Origin of the sequence: Flagellimonas ochracea (assembly GCF_009903685.1) — a bacterium.
In the GTDB taxonomy this organism is placed as follows: Bacteria; Bacteroidota; Bacteroidia; order Flavobacteriales; family Flavobacteriaceae; genus Flagellimonas; species Flagellimonas ochracea.
The window spans coordinates 133,797-148,981 of record NZ_JAAABI010000005.1 but is presented as its reverse complement, the minus strand read 5'-3'; the positions used below and the strand labels follow the sequence as shown (position 1 = coordinate 148,981).

The following is a 15,185-nucleotide window of genomic DNA, read 5'->3' as shown; positions in this document are numbered from 1 at the left end:
TTTAATCTATCGTAAGCCCTTTTCTACGAACCCATAAGTGGGCAAAAATGATATTGGGTACCCAGCAAAGCCAGGCCACTATCTTGTAGGCTATCAAAAACTCGCCGAAAGCCATGGTCAAAAGTGGTAACCATATTCTCAAAGTAACAGCTGCAAAACAGGCAGCGTAACTATAGATCATCATGCCTTGGTGCAAGGATAAATCGCCTCGTTTTATTGCCAAATAGGCCTTTCCGGTGGTAAAAAGCCAAACCAAGCCCAATAAAATGAATCCCAAAGCAGGAATAAATCCACCTGTTGCGAAAAATCCAATATATACACCGCATACACCACTTATCAGAACAGAGAATACATATATCTTGCCTAGGTTTCTATGCAATTGCAAGTTCTTGGCCCTAATTTTTTTGCTAAACTGTGACCACCCCGTGAGCAAAGCCAAACCCCCAAATGAAATATGTCCATAAAATCCAATTTGCCATACCACATTGGTCAATATTTCGCTGGATTTACTTGCCAATAAACCTGCATCCTGAGGCATAATAAGATACATAGCGGGATATAGACCTATGGAAATTGCCAAAGTCGCAAACACAATCCATGCTATTTTATTTCTGGTACGTCCCATGTCTTTATTTATATCGCCAGCTTGTCAAGTCCGCACCTTTCGGAGCGCTCTCCGCAATACGTTTCATAATCTTGGGCACATACATGCTATTGTAACGCAAACGGCTTATATGGTTCGGGAGTTCTGGGTCGCCATTCCAGCAATGTTCTGCCCTATCGCCATACAACACCTCACCATCGTAATAAGGATCTGAAGTATTTTCCAGAAAATCTTCCATCAAATAAACGGCATTGTTCAAATAATAGTTATCCATATCGCCGCAATAGATATGAATTTTGCCCCTCAATTTTTCTCCTAATTTCTCCCAATCCCTTTCCAAAATATACCTCAGATCATAGTTTTCTTTCCAATATGCTGCCACTTTTGGATCAATTTCTCCTGTCATTTTATCCCAAAGGCGTTCTGGATAGCCATCTTTTCCTTGGGGTGAATAGGTGGCTTCCCAAATATCCCATTGTTGTCCGGACCTGGATTTGGTGCCCAAGACCAATTCCAATTGATTGTATTCCCTGGTCGTGGTCTGAACATGCCCCAGATAGTCCCGATGCGCGGGAACCTCTAATGACTTGTGCTCACTATCATAGTAATACGCATTTGTGTCCTCATAGATATTGGTGAGGCAATATGCCCTAAAATCGATGGGGTCCGGACATGCGGCAAAGCAACCATTATATTCTTCTGGATAGTTTACCTGAACGGCCAGGGCTTCCCAGCCTCCTGTGGAACCGCCGTACAAAAATCGAGACCATCCTTCGCCGATACCCCTAAACTCTTTCTCGATATACGGAATCAATTCGTGTGTGATTGCATCGCCATAGGGGCCTTGACTGGCGGAGTTCACGGCATAGGAATCATCATAATAGGGTGTGGGATGCTGAATCTCAATAATCAAAAATCTGGGGAAATCAGGTTCGTTCCACCTTTTGTAAAAATCATAGGCCTCTTGTTGCTGAATGATATTATATCCTTCAACATCGAATCGTGCTGAGTATTCGGGTTTTAGATTCGGGTCTGGCGGTGTCGTCCTAAAACCACCAAAGTCGTCTGGAAAGTGCCCATGAAAAATCATCATCGGATACTTGGCTTCTGGATGCTCCTTAAAGCCTTTTGGCAGTAAAACGTGGGCACCCAAATACATGTCCCTACCCCAAAACTCCGATAGTTTTTCTGATTTTATCTTGATGTGTTTTATCCATTCGGTATCCTCTGGTTCTTCAATGGGCGAAATTACCTTTTCCATGACAACCTTGATATCTTGGATTCCTTTTTCACCAATACTGATCTTGAACGGCTCGCTATACAGATTTCCGGGTGACCTGTTCCATTGTTGTCCTTCGCCATTGTCCATGGGCAGTTTAACCGTGTGGCCCGTAGCCAAATTAAAGGTCTCATAGGTGTGCAACAGTGCTTGCACATTGTATTCCCCCTCAGGGATTTCATCTAAACTTGTATAGGGAAATCCGAGAATGGTATCATCAAAAATGATTTCATCTCCCGGATTCATACCATCTACATCCACCCCAAAAATCAATTGCGTATTTAAACCCCCATTTATCTGAAATCGGGGTTCCTGATCATCATTTGTGGAAAGCATTAGAAGCAATCTTCCATCCAAGGCTTTTTCATTAGCTGCTTCTGTAAATGAGACGAAAATATGGTTTTGGTTTTCTTTTTTTGCACATGCGCCCAATAATAACAATAAGAGCAATGTCAGTTTTGCCTGGATTTTCATGGATGGTCTAGTTTGAATGAAAAAGATACTGAATTTAAATTGCTAATCAAACGAAAACCTTTTTGATCTTCTGCAGATACTATTTGGGGAGTTTGAAACGTTATTATATGGAAATCATATGGGTATGACACCTACTAAATTACCAGATGATGAAAACCATTCTCCTCTTAATAAGCATACTGTTTAATAAGCATACTGTTTGCTTCGTTCGCGATTACCGGTTGTACCAATGATGAAAGTGATAATGATTTGGATTTTATAACCCCCGATGAAGAGGAACAGCTTGCACTTGTCGATACTGAAGTCGAAAATGTAGATTAGGCATTGGAAGCATTGTGCCTTTCCCTGGCCAATAAGGTGTTTTTAAGCAGCATGGCAATGGTCATCGGACCAACCCCACCAGGCACAGGTGTAATATGGGACGCCTTTTTGCTGACGTTTTCAAAATCAACATCTCCGGTAATGTAATACCCTCTTTTTCGGGTTTCGTCGGGAACACGGGTTATACCCACGTCAATTACTACGACGCCCTCCTTAACCATATCTTCTTTTAGAAAATTGGGCACACCCAGGGCAGAAATAATGATATCCGCCTGCACAGTAATCGCTTTAAGATCCTTAGTTCGGCTATGAGTAAGAGTGACCGTAGCATTGGCAGCTTTTCCCTTTTGGCTCAGCAATATGCTGATGGGGCGACCCACAATATGGCTCCTTCCTATCACCACAGCATGTTTTCCTTCGGTATCGATGTTATACCTGCGAAGCAGTTCCATAATTCCAAAAGGCGTGGCTGGTATAAAAGATTCCATATCCAAGGCCATTTTACCAAAATTTGCAGGATGAAATCCATCCACATCCTTATCAGGGTCCACCGCCATTAACACCTTTTGCTCGTCGATATGTTTGGGCAAGGGCAATTGCACAATATAACCATCAATGTCTGTGTTCTTGTTTAAGTTCTCCACTTGCTTCAACAATTCCTCTTCGGTGGTTTCCTCGGGTAGATGAATCAAAGTAGATTCAAAGCCTATTTTTTCACAAGACCGTACTTTGCTTCCAACATAGGTAAGACTGGCACCATCATTTCCCACAAGTACTGCAGCCAAATGAGGAACTTTTTCGCCTCGTGCTTTCATCTGGGCGACCTCCACGGCAAGTTCTTCTTTGATTTGGTTTGAAACTTTCTTTCCGTCCAGAATTTCCATGGATTGTATATCTTTTTGCTACTGACTACTGACTACTGACTACTGACTACTGACTACTGACTACTGACTACTGACTACTGACTACTGACTACTGACTAAAATTACCGCATATTCTGCATCATCTGCATCATTTTTTTACCTCCGCCGCCTTGCATCATTTTCATCATCTTGCTCATTTGCTGAAACTGTTTCAACAATTGGTTCACCTCTTGAATAGAAGTGCCGCTACCTGATGCTATACGTTTTTTGCGACTTGCATTAAGCTTGGAGGGGTTGGAGCGTTCATCTGGGGTCATGGAGTGGATTATGGCCTCAATATGCTTGAAAGCGTCATCATCAATATCCATCCCTTTTAAGGCCTTTCCGGCTCCTGGTATCATTCCCATGAGGTCCTTCATGTTCCCCATTTTTTTTATCTGCTGAATTTGGCTCAGGAAATCATCAAAACCAAATCGATTTTTTGCAATCTTCTTTTGAATTTTTCGTGCCTGTTCCTCATCAAATTGTTCTTGGGCACGCTCCACAAGGGATACCACATCCCCCATACCCAAAATACGGTCCGCCATCCTGGAAGGATAGAACACATCAATGGCCTCCATTTTTTCTCCAGTCCCAATAAATTTGATGGGCTTGTCCACCACCGATTTAATGGAAATGGCCGCACCGCCTCGAGTATCACCATCCAACTTGGTCAGGATAACCCCATCAAAATTCAATACGTCATTGAAGGCTTTTGCGGTATTCACAGCATCCTGCCCCGTCATGGCATCCACCACAAAAAGTGTTTCTTGCGGTGATGCTGCTTTATGGATATTGGCAATTTCGGTCATCATTTGTTCATCCACCGCCAAACGTCCTGCCGTATCTATAATGACCACACTGGCACCAATTTCCTTAGCATGCTTTACCCCTGCCCTAGCTATTGCCACAGGGTCATTGTTCTCCCTGTCTGAGTATACTTCAACACCTATTTGCTCACCGACAATGTGCAACTGGTCAATAGCTGCGGGACGATACACGTCACAGGCTACCAAAAGGGGTTTCTTGCCTTTCTTGGTTTTGAGATAGTTGGCCAGTTTACCTGAAAACGTGGTCTTACCAGATCCTTGTAAACCAGACATTAGAATTACAGAGGGATTCCCCGATAGGTCAATTTCTTCCGCCTCGCCCCCCATCAATTGGGTGAGCTCATCCTTTACAATCTTCACCATAAGCTGGCCAGGCTGCAAGGTGGTCAGTACATTTTGACCCAAAGCCTTTTCCTTTACCCTATTGGTAAATTCTTTGGCTATCTTAAAGTTGACATCGGCATCCAATAGGGCCCTACGAACCTCTTTTAAGGTCTCTGCAACATTAATTTCCGTAATCTGTCCATGCCCTTTGAGGACGTGGAGGGCTTTATCCAGCTTTTCGCTTAAATTATCAAACATGGGCACTCTGCATTTTTAGAGGGACAAATTTAATAATAATAAAAAGAAAAGGACGGCTTTGGGGAGGGCCGTCCTTTTCAATAAAGATTAGGGGGAAAATCTATCTAGTTCTTTTCGAAAACCAAGTTATCAGTTCCACCATTTCCACCACTAACATCGATTAACTCAATTCGAACTGATGAGTATTCCACAATGTCCCAGTCGTCACTTAAATCTTCAAAATCAGCTGGCGATGAAAAGGCTATGTTGAAATCTGCTCCACTATCGTCATCACTGCTATCATCATTACTATTGCTATCGGAATCTGTTATGGACCAAGTTCCGGTGACCTCATTTGATCCATTGGAAGCAGTAAGTGTGCCATCCGAATTGAAAGTGAACGTATATCCATTGAAATCGGAGGTTTCCTCTTTGTCTGTATCAAAAAAGTAGGTGATTGTCCATGAACCGTCTTCTGCAATAGCTTTAAGTTCTGCTATTTGTGCAGGAGAAAGGTTGTTTTCCATTGCGCTATCCTGATTGTCATCACTACAGCCTATTGTTACAACCATGGTTGTGATAGCCATCAATTTTAGAATTGCTTTTTTCATTTTATATAGTGTTCTCGTTTTTTAAGTTCTAAGGTTTTTCAAAGACAAGTATGTCCACAGTGCCATCACCACTTTCATCCCTAAGCTCGATTCTGTTCTCAGTGACTTCTACGATTTTCCAATCGTCAGTCAAATCACCCAAGGCATCCATACTGTCAAAATTGATATAGAATTTCAACCCTTCTTCAGAATCTCTTAGGATTCTCCAAAGTCCAGCGGCTATGGGATCGTCATTTATGGAAACCTCAACTTGGTGCATAGTGGAGAAGTTAAAATCCATATCGGTATAATCGGCGGTCATGTCCATTCCATCTTCTTGATAAAGAGCCACATTCCATAATCCTCCAAGCATAATATTCCTAATCTCGGTAACATCACCATCTCCAGCGCTGTCATCACACACTCGAAGTAAAATCAATTCGTAATCAATTTCTTCGACTTCAAATCTAAGTCTGTCATTGTCCAGATCTCTTAACGGCCAATCAAAGCTTACGCTAGTTTCACCTTCAATGGTAATCAGCAATGAGAGTACTTGTTGGTCATTGTATCCAACTTCCCATGTACCTTCGGAAGTTGAAATTCCGTCGCTCAAGGTAACCACACCTTCGGGCATAAACTTAAACTCGAACCCAAGTAGTCTTTCTATTTCCTCACCTTGGTTTTTTACCTTTTTGATGATCCACTCACATTCCTTAAGAATCTCTCTCAATCCGCTCAAATCAACCTCGTCATCATTATCACAAAGCTGTTTAAGGATAATTTTATTGCCGTTCTCGGCATATAACTTTATGGTATGGTCTCCAATTTCATATACCAACCACTCTAGGTTGAAGTCCACCAACATATCGAACTCCAAGGTCAATAATGGACCATGGTCGGTGAATCTGGAACTCCAAGTTCCATTCAAAACGTTTCCTGTCCTATCCTTAACCGTAACACCTCCATCTTCGGTAAAGGTCATTATGTATTCCAGGTACTGTTCTGTGTTGTCGACGTTGTCACGAACCACTTCCTGCACCAACCATGGGCATTCAGTCAAACAAAAATCGAAACGTTCTTCATCAAAATCATCATCATTATAATCGTCATCATCATCCTCGTCGCATTCATCCTCAGCATTTTCCAAGGCCATGGCCAATTCAGCATTACTATTTACCACAAGCTCGGTACCGTCAAATTTCTTAAGTGTTAATGGAAACTCAATGCCAATAAGGTCATCATCATCGAGTTCGTCAAAGAATTTTCGCAATTGCTCATCGCTTTCAATAACAACCTCACCAGACTGCTGCTCGTTGATATCAAATGTGAACAAGGTAATGGGATAAACAAAATCTATACATTCGATGTCATCATCATCACCTCCCTCAAGACAGTCTTCTGCCAAATCCTCTAACTGATCTAGATTTTCAATGACGATCTCAGTAAAGTCAGCAAGGGTGATAGTAATCGGGAAAAGAATGTTCAAAATGTCCTCATCATCATCAAGTTCATCAAATATTTCCTCGATGGCATGAAGATCTTCTCGGGAATCAATAATAATTTCAATTCCATTTACCTGAACGGTGTAGGGAAAATTTACAGCAACACAACTTGCGCCATCCACAATGTTGTCGAAAGAACCATCGTTCGAGGATGTCTTTTCTATTAGTACCGCTGTAGTGGAGTTTGCTTTGATGGCTTCAGTATCCTCACCACCGTTAATTTCCTCAAATTCCGACTGGCATGCCGTAAAATTAAGGGCAATGATAAAAAAGCCAAGGTACATCAGGCTATTTAAAAACTTTTTCATAACGAATTTGGATTATGGGGTTAATTTTCATCACTAGAACAACGCTCCGATAAAAAACCCTACTTTTTCTAATTTTTTTTCAAATATCTTTGGGTTCCGACAATTTCGAACCCATGGACAATGTATGTGAAGAACAAATCTTCAACACTATATTTAAAACTAACTCTAAAACGATTTTTAATTACATCTATTATAAGTTTGGCAATGAGGAAAGGGCGCATGACGCTGTTCAGGAAGCCTTCGTAAAGCTTTGGGAGAATTGTGGCAAGGTTACCCCGGACAAGGCAAAGTCCTTTGTTTATAAGGTTGCCAACAATCTTAGTCTTAATATGATAAAGGCAGAAAAGGTAAGGTTGAACTATACTAAAAACGCCAACGAACGTTTTGGTGAATCTCCAGAATTTCTGTTGGAAGAAAAGGAATTTCAACAGAAACTGGATAGGGCGTTGAACGCATTGCCCGAAAACCAAAGGACCACTTTTTTATTGAATCGGATAGACGGAAAGAAATATGCTGAAATTGCTGAAATGGAAGGAGTGAGCATAAAGGCCATAGAAAAAAGAATGCATTTGGCGCTGAAAAGTTTACGGGAGCAGATTGATGGCATCTGAACTTCAATGGACAATTGATAATCAACAGTAAACAGATTGCAGAAAAATATCTCGCAAACTAATTTATTAATAATTGTAAATTGAAAAAGTAGGGTTTTTAATAACCAAATTGTTTAAATAAGGTAAAGCATAGAAATCATGCAAGAAAATTACTTGGCAAAATGGCTTAGTGGTGAGCTTACGGAAGGGGAACTCAAGGAATTTGAAAATTCCGAAGAATATGCCTCTTATCAGAAGCTTAAGGAGATTTCGGGTGCTCTTGAAGGACCGGATTTCGACGTGGACCAAGCATGGAAGCGACTTAAAGAAGAGCGTATTGACCAAGCACCGAAGGTTATCAGCCTCAATCCTTTCAAGAAGTTTCTTCGAGTGGCTGCTGTTATTGCCATATTGCTTGCCAGTTCCTATTTTTATTTGTCCAATTTGGGCGAATCCGTTTCCACAGACTACGCTCAACGTACCGAGGTTACCTTGCCCGATAATTCGGAAATTATTTTGAATGCTGACTCCAGAGTGTCGTTCAGTGAAAAAAAATGGGATAAAAAACGTGATGTCTCCCTCGAGGGTGAAGCTTTCTTCAAAGTTGCCAAAGGCAAGAAGTTTACAGTTACCACCAGTCAAGGTACCATTACAGTGCTGGGCACCCAATTTAATGTGGAAAACAGGAAAAACTTTTTTGAAGTTACCTGTTATGAAGGCTTGGTAAGCGTAACCTATGATGGAAAAGAAACCCAGTTGCCTGCCGGAAACTCCTTTGTAATCATCAAGGGTGAACAATTGAACACCTCCGAAGCCAAAGATATCCAGCCCAGTTGGTTAAACAATGAAAGTAGTTTTGAAAACATTCCTTTGCAGTATGTTTTTGACGAACTGGAAAGGCAATACAACCTCAAGGTAAAAACCGAAAAAGTGGATACCGAACTTCGATTTACCGGTACCTTTAGCAACACAGATTTAGATATGGCTTTGAAAAGTATAAGTTCCCCCTCAAAATTGCGTTATAAATTAGAGGGCAATAATGTACTTTTTTATGCTGAGAACACTCCGTAATAGCCAAATAACGTTTTTATCAGCGCTATTACTGTTGCTTTCCTCTACCCTAACAGCCCAGGAAGAACAGCAAGATACCGTGAGCCTGATTTCTTATATCAAGAAATTGGAAAATCGGTTCAGTGTCAAATTTTCATATCTGAATGAAGATTTGGAGGGTATCGAATTGTCCACAACCGATAATTTAAACACGCTGGAAGATGTACTGAAGCACATTGAAACCCAGTTCCAAATCACAATAGAAAAAATAAGTGATCGCTACTACAGCCTGTCCAAGAACGCATTGGTCAATCTCTGTGGTTTTGTTTTGGACAATTTTGCCGAAAATACGATTCCAGGGGCCACTTTGGAAGTGCTGGGTACAGATACTGCGCAAATAACGGGAACGGACGGTGCCTTTGCCTTATCAAATATCCCTCGGAATGCCTCATTGAGAATCCGTTATCTGGGGTACAGTACAAAGGTAATCAAGGTGGAAGAAATACTTAAAGACAAGGGCTGTTCCAAAATTCTGCTGGCACAGCAATACGAAAGATTAAATGAGGTCATCGTATATGAATTTCTTACCTCGGGCATCATTAAGGAAAAAGACGCGAGCATTACCTTGAACACGGCCGATTTTGGTATTTTGCCAGGCCTTATTGAACCAGATGTCCTGCAAACCGTCCAAGCACTTCCGGGTATAAAAAGTATAGATGAAACCGTTTCAGATATAAACGTAAGGGGCGGCACCAATGACCAGAACCTAATTCTTTGGAACGGCATTAAAATGTATCAATCCGGACACTTTTTTGGATTGATTTCTGCTTTTAACCCCTACCTAACGGATAAAGTCACCGTCATTAAAAATGGCACCCCTGCTGCTTTTGGCGATGGCGTAAGCAGCGTAATTCAAATGGAGACGAACAATCAGGTTCCCGATTACTTTTCCGGGGGGGCCGGAGTCAATCTTATCAGTGGCGATATTTTTGGACAAATTCCAATCTCCGAAAATATAGGCCTTCAATTTTCCGCCCGGCGCTCCACCACCGATTTTTTGAATACACCAACATACAACAACTTTTTCGACAGGGCTTTTCAGGATAGCGAAGTGACCAACCAGAACAACATTGCTGTGGACGAGGATATTGAACGCAGTGAAAACTTTTTCTTTTATGATTTCACGGGCAAGCTGTTATATGACATCAATGATGACCACCAATTTCGTTTGAATTTCATCAGTATTACCAACAACCTGGATTATCAGGAAACCGATGTGGAGAACGATGAGACCACCAACAGTATTTTGAAACAGAACAACTTTTCTATTGGAGGGCAATTAGTAAGTCGTTGGACGAACCGATTCTCGTCCCATTTGAACGTGTACTATTCCAATTACAATTTGGATGCCCAAAGTATTTTTGCAAATCAGATTCAAATACTCAATCAAAAAAACATAGTAGACGAACGGGCCATAAAACTAGACACCCAATATGAACTTTTGGAAAACTTGGGATGGTCAAACGGCCTTCAATATGTGGAAACCGGTATCGTCAATCGAGCTTTTGTATCACAGCCCAACTTTGACAGCAACACCAAAGGTGTTATTCGCATATACGCCCCATACTCAGAAATCAATTTTGCTTCTTTTAAAAACAGATTTATCGCCAAGATAGGGGCACGTTTAAATTACATTGAAAATCTGGATACCTTTTCCAAGGTTTTGGTGGAACCCCGGCTGAATCTCAATTTTAGGTTGGCCAACTACCTTAGGGCCGAGGTTTTGGGAGAATTCAAAAGCCAGACCACCAATCAAGTGATTGATTTGGAGCAAAATTTTTTGGGTATTGAGAAACGTCGCTGGATTTTATCCGATGACAACATTCTTCCCATAACAGAAAGCAAACAAGGGTCAGTCGGCATCAACTACCAAAAAAACAATTTGTACTTAGGTCTTGAAGGCTTTTATAAAAAGGTGGACGGTATAAGCACCCGAACCCAGGGATTTCAAAACCAGGACCAATTTAATGGAGAAATCGGAAGCTATGATGTCGCAGGAATGGAGTTTCTTATCAATAAAAGGGGGGATAACTATAGTACTTGGTTCAGCTATACGTACAACAAAAACGATTACACCTTTGAGTCTATCGTGCCCAATAGTTTTCCAAACAATTTGGACATTCGACATACCCTTACCTTTGCAGGTACTTACACCTACAGCAACCTAAAAATGAGTGTGGGGGTCAATTACCGCACAGGGAGGCCAATTACGGAGCCTTTGGCGGGTGATGAGGCCTTGGACACCACGGTTTTCCCTATCAGCATCAATTACCAAACACCCAATAGCAGCCGATTGCCCGACTATTTCCGAGCTGATGCCTCTGCTGTATACAACTTTGATTTAAGTCGCCGTGTAAAAGCCAGTGCGGGCATTTCGCTACTGAACATAACCAATAGAAAGAACACCTTGAACCAATATTATCGCATTAATGAAAACGACCAGATAGAAACGGTTCAAAACATTTCGCTTGGACTAACCCCCAACGTCAGTTTTAGAGTCAGCTTTTAAATATTTTTCAAGTCGCGACATAATAAATACATGTGGGAACGTAATAGCGGCCAAAAAACAAATTAAAGCCGATACCAAAAAACCATCATCCGAGCCAAGTAGCAGATAAATTCCAAAAAAGCCCATTACTGAAATCAACCAATAGATAAAGCTGCTTTTAAGGTATTTAAGAAAGGCTTTCCCGCTTATTTCTCCATACAGAAACTTCATCTGGTCCAATAGAGAGGGCACACTGTGCCATATAACAAAATAAATGCAGAACCCAAGTAAAAGTGATGAGGTCTTGAAAATCACATAGAAAATTCCCAAGAGAAATAACTCAAAGAAGAATTGGTGCTTTAAATGCCCCAATAAAAGACCCAATGCCCATTGTACTGCCAAAAGTAAGCCTAAAAGTATAAGTGTAAAGCGGTAGAATTGTCCGGATAACTTAATTCCGGATATTTCTCCTATTATTACTTGAACTTGTTCATTATTCACATAAAATATCATAAACAAAATGAAAGAGCCATACAAAAAATAAAATACAGCCTTCCAAAATGGTGCAAAGCTTATTTTTTTATTCCAATGTTGCTCGCCAAAATGATATCCGCTAATAAGCACAAAGGCAATCAATGCCAAAAACGGATACACATAAAAAAGGGACCAAATACATAATATAGTGAGTAAATAAACTATAACATATTGAAAATTAGACTTTTTAATTCCTCTTTTTCTGGCATAAGCACCAATCAGGTCAATGTCATTGGCCCCATGAAGCACCCCAAAACTCAATATCAAAACATAGGACAATATCGCTTCGGACCTATCACCAAGAAAGACCGACAACCATAATCCAAATACGGTTGCCACAATCATAAAACTTGTTGATCTGATAAAATACAATAGCTTTTGTTTAATAATTTTTAAAAAAAGTTACGCAAAAATATGAATATTTTGTTTAATTATTATTACATTTGATTAAACAAATTAAACTAATAATTATATATACTATGGAAAGTTTGATTACTTCTTTGCCCATGGTGGCCAAAATTGCCACCAACGACTATGTAGGCTTTACCTTCTTTGTGGGGTGTATGGCCATGATGGCAGCAGCTGCATTCTTCTTCTTATCAATGAATAGTTTTGATAAAAAGTGGAGAACCTCAATCCTTGTTTCCGGGTTGATAACATTCATTGCCGCAGTACACTATTGGTACATGCGCGACTATTGGGCGGTGAATGGCGAGTCTCCAACGTTCTTCCGCTACGTGGACTGGATTTTGACCGTTCCGCTTATGTGTGTCGAGTTCTACTTGATTTTAAAAGTTGCAGGAGCCAAAAAATCCTTAATGTGGAAACTGATTCTTCTCTCTGTTGTTATGTTGGTAACGGGTTACTTAGGAGAAACAGTCTACAGGGACCAAGCCCAAATATGGGGTCTAATCTCAGGTATCGCCTATTTTGTAATCGTATATGAGATATGGCTGGGCGGAGCAAACAAAATTGCCCGTGAAGCCGGTGGTGCTGTGCTTTCTGCCCACAGAATGCTATGCTGGTTCGTATTGGTAGGATGGGCTATCTATCCAATCGGTTATATGGCCGGAACTCCTGGATGGTATGATGGTATCTTTAGCGGTCTTTCTATGGATGTTGTTTATAACATTGGTGATGCCATAAACAAAATTGGTTTTGGACTTGTTGTTTACAATTTGGCGGTAACAGCCACTTCCAATGAATAATTGATTTAGTTGGTTAAGAAGAAAGGTCATGGAAACATGGCCTTTTTTTATTACATCCGTTCTGGAACGTCAATTCCCAAAAGTTTGAACGCAGACCGAATCACTTCCCCTACCTTTTTGCTCAACTGCACCCTGAACACTTTTTTATCGGTATTCGGTTCTCCCAAAATGGACACTTGTTGATAAAACGAGTTGAACTCCTTCACCAAATCATACGTATAGTTCGCAATTAAGGCGGGACTATAATTTTCAGCGGCCAATTGTACGGTTTCTGGAAACAATTGGATAAGTTTCAACAATTCCTTTTCTTTTTCATGGAGGTCAAAGATCATGTCTGGTGCTGTCAAGGTATCAAAATCCGCCTTGCGAAGTATGGATTGAATTCTCGCATAAGTATACTGAATAAAAGGCCCTGTATTCCCTTGAAAATCAACCGACTCCTCCGGATTGAACAAAATCCGTTTCTTGGGGTCCACTTTTAAAATATAATATTTTAAGGCCCCCAATCCAATGGTTCGGTACAAACACTGTTTTTCTTCTTCGGAATAACCCTCCAATTTTCCCAGCTCTTGGGAAATCTCGGCGGCAGTGTCCTCCATATTTTTAATAAGGTCATCAGCATCTACCACAGTCCCTTCCCGACTTTTCATTTTACCGCTCGGCAGGTCCACCATACCATAGCTCAGGTGATACAATCGTTCGGCCCAAGAATAGCCCAATTTTTTCAATATCAGGAACAGTACCTTAAAGTGATAGTCCTGTTCGTTCCCAACGGTATAGACCATTCCATTAATATCAGGAAAATCAGTTGCCCGTTGGATGGCTGTACCAATATCTTGGGTCATGTATACGGCCGTGCCATCGGAACGCAGTACAATCTTTTCATCTAGGCCATCTTCCGTAAGATCAATCCAAACACTGCCATCTTCTTTTTTAAAGAAAACGCCTTTCTCAAGACCATCCTTTACCACATCCCTGCCCAGTAGATAGGTGTCACTTTCATAATAGAGTGTGTCAAAATCGACACCCAAATTCTTATAGGTCGTTTCAAATCCATCATACACCCATCCGTTCATCTTTTTCCAAAGCGCGACCACTTCATCATCTCCAGCCTCCCATTTACGAAGCATTTCTTGGGCTTCCAATAAGATGGGAGCTTCTTTTTCGGCCTTTTCCCGCTCCATACCATCGGCTATCATCTGGGAAACCTCCTCTTTGTATACCTTGTCAAAAGCTACATAATACTTTCCCACCAAATGGTCGCCTTTCAGCTCCGAAGATACAGGAGTCTCTCCGTTTCCAAATTTCTGCCAGGCCAGCATACTTTTACAAATGTGTATGCCTCTGTCATTTATAATTTGGGTCTTATACACTTTTTTTCCTGAAGCCTTTAAAATCTCAGCCACGGAATAGCCCAACAAGTTGTTTCGGATATGTCCCAAATGCAAAGGCTTGTTGGTGTTGGGCGAGGAATATTCCACCATTACGGCATCCTGAGAGGTACTTTTTACATAGCCAAAATCCACTTCATCCCTAATCTCATTGAAAAAATTGAGATAGTATCCGTCTGCAATCACGAGGTTTAAAAAACCTTTGACCACGTTGAACTTGGCTACTTCATCCATATGCTCCTGTAAAAAAGCCCCTATTTGGTTGCCCAGCTCCACAGGATTTTGCTTAACAAAGCGCAAGAGCGGAAACACAACCACCGTAATATCACCCTCAAAATCTTTTCGGGTAGGTTGAAATTCCACAGAAGGCAAATCTATCTGGTGAAGTTGTTTCACCGCCTCCTTCACTTTTTGGGTCAATTGATCCTGCAAACTCATCTAAATTGCGTTTCAGCCCGCAAAACTACATATTTTTTGGCCTATTGTAACATAA

The 15,185-nt window shown here is 41.0% G+C and carries 12 protein-coding genes; 4 read left to right on the top strand and 8 right to left on the bottom strand.

Translation table 11 applies throughout. From position 1 onward, the window contains the following. Position 1: 1 nt before the first annotated feature. The 6 genes from GTQ34_RS13770 to GTQ34_RS13745 all read right to left on the bottom strand — a co-directional run bounded on the left by GTQ34_RS13770 (position 2) and on the right by GTQ34_RS13745 (position 7,371). Positions 2 to 625: a DUF2306 domain-containing protein gene (locus tag GTQ34_RS13770; RefSeq protein ID WP_166524389.1), complete on the bottom strand. Its 624-nt coding sequence runs from the start codon at positions 623 to 625 to the stop codon at positions 2 to 4. Between the two features lie 4 nt (positions 626 to 629). Beyond that, on the bottom strand, positions 630 to 2,357 hold the full coding sequence (locus GTQ34_RS13765) for an alpha/beta hydrolase-fold protein (protein ID WP_166524388.1): 1,728 nt from the start codon (positions 2,355 to 2,357) through the stop codon (positions 630 to 632). Positions 2,358 to 2,674: 317 nt separating this feature from the next. Continuing rightward, positions 2,675 to 3,562 (bottom strand): bifunctional methylenetetrahydrofolate dehydrogenase/methenyltetrahydrofolate cyclohydrolase FolD, encoded by an 888-nt coding sequence (gene folD, locus GTQ34_RS13760; protein ID WP_166524387.1) that lies wholly within the window; start codon positions 3,560 to 3,562, stop codon positions 2,675 to 2,677. A 101-nt stretch (positions 3,563 to 3,663) separates the two neighbouring features. Beyond that, positions 3,664 to 4,992: a signal recognition particle protein gene (gene ffh / locus GTQ34_RS13755; protein ID WP_166524386.1), complete on the bottom strand. Its 1,329-nt coding sequence runs from the start codon at positions 4,990 to 4,992 to the stop codon at positions 3,664 to 3,666. 104 nt (positions 4,993 to 5,096) lie between these two features. Next, the gene (locus GTQ34_RS13750) at positions 5,097 to 5,582 is read right to left on the bottom strand and encodes a hypothetical protein (protein WP_235915045.1); all 486 of its coding nucleotides are present in this window, start codon (positions 5,580 to 5,582) and stop codon (positions 5,097 to 5,099) included. Positions 5,583 to 5,610: 28 nt separating this feature from the next. Then, positions 5,611 to 7,371, bottom strand: a complete 1,761-nt coding sequence (locus GTQ34_RS13745; RefSeq protein WP_166524385.1) for a hypothetical protein — start codon at positions 7,369 to 7,371, stop codon at positions 5,611 to 5,613. 113 nt (positions 7,372 to 7,484) lie between these two features. Between GTQ34_RS13745 and GTQ34_RS13740 the strand changes: the two genes are divergently transcribed. From GTQ34_RS13740 to GTQ34_RS13730, 3 genes are all read left to right on the top strand, one after another. Further along, the gene (locus GTQ34_RS13740; protein WP_166524384.1) at positions 7,485 to 7,982 is read left to right on the top strand and encodes an RNA polymerase sigma factor; all 498 of its coding nucleotides are present in this window, start codon (positions 7,485 to 7,487) and stop codon (positions 7,980 to 7,982) included. Between the two features lie 138 nt (positions 7,983 to 8,120). Then, entirely contained in the window at positions 8,121 to 9,032 is a 912-nt protein-coding gene (locus GTQ34_RS13735; protein ID WP_166524383.1) for a FecR domain-containing protein, read from the top strand. Next, the gene (locus GTQ34_RS13730) at positions 9,013 to 11,580 is read left to right on the top strand and encodes a TonB-dependent receptor (protein ID WP_166524382.1); all 2,568 of its coding nucleotides are present in this window, start codon (positions 9,013 to 9,015) and stop codon (positions 11,578 to 11,580) included. The genes GTQ34_RS13735 and GTQ34_RS13730 overlap by 20 nt, the downstream gene beginning before the upstream one ends. Here GTQ34_RS13730 and GTQ34_RS13725 read toward each other — a convergent pair. Continuing rightward, complete coding sequence (locus GTQ34_RS13725) at positions 11,545 to 12,438, bottom strand: Brp/Blh family beta-carotene 15,15'-dioxygenase (RefSeq protein WP_166524381.1); 894 nt, start codon at positions 12,436 to 12,438, stop codon at positions 11,545 to 11,547. The two genes, GTQ34_RS13730 and GTQ34_RS13725, sit on opposite strands and share 36 nt — an antisense overlap. Positions 12,439 to 12,572: 134 nt before the next feature. Here GTQ34_RS13725 and GTQ34_RS13720 point away from each other — a divergent pair, with 134 nt between their 5' ends. Further along, positions 12,573 to 13,301: a bacteriorhodopsin-like gene (locus GTQ34_RS13720; RefSeq protein WP_166524380.1), complete on the top strand. Its 729-nt coding sequence runs from the start codon at positions 12,573 to 12,575 to the stop codon at positions 13,299 to 13,301. A gap of 50 nt (positions 13,302 to 13,351) precedes the next feature. Here the strand turns inward: GTQ34_RS13720 and argS are convergent, their stop codons facing one another. Further along, entirely contained in the window at positions 13,352 to 15,130 is a 1,779-nt protein-coding gene (argS, locus tag GTQ34_RS13715) for an arginine--tRNA ligase (RefSeq protein ID WP_166524379.1), read from the bottom strand. Positions 15,131 to 15,185: the final 55 nt, after the last annotated feature.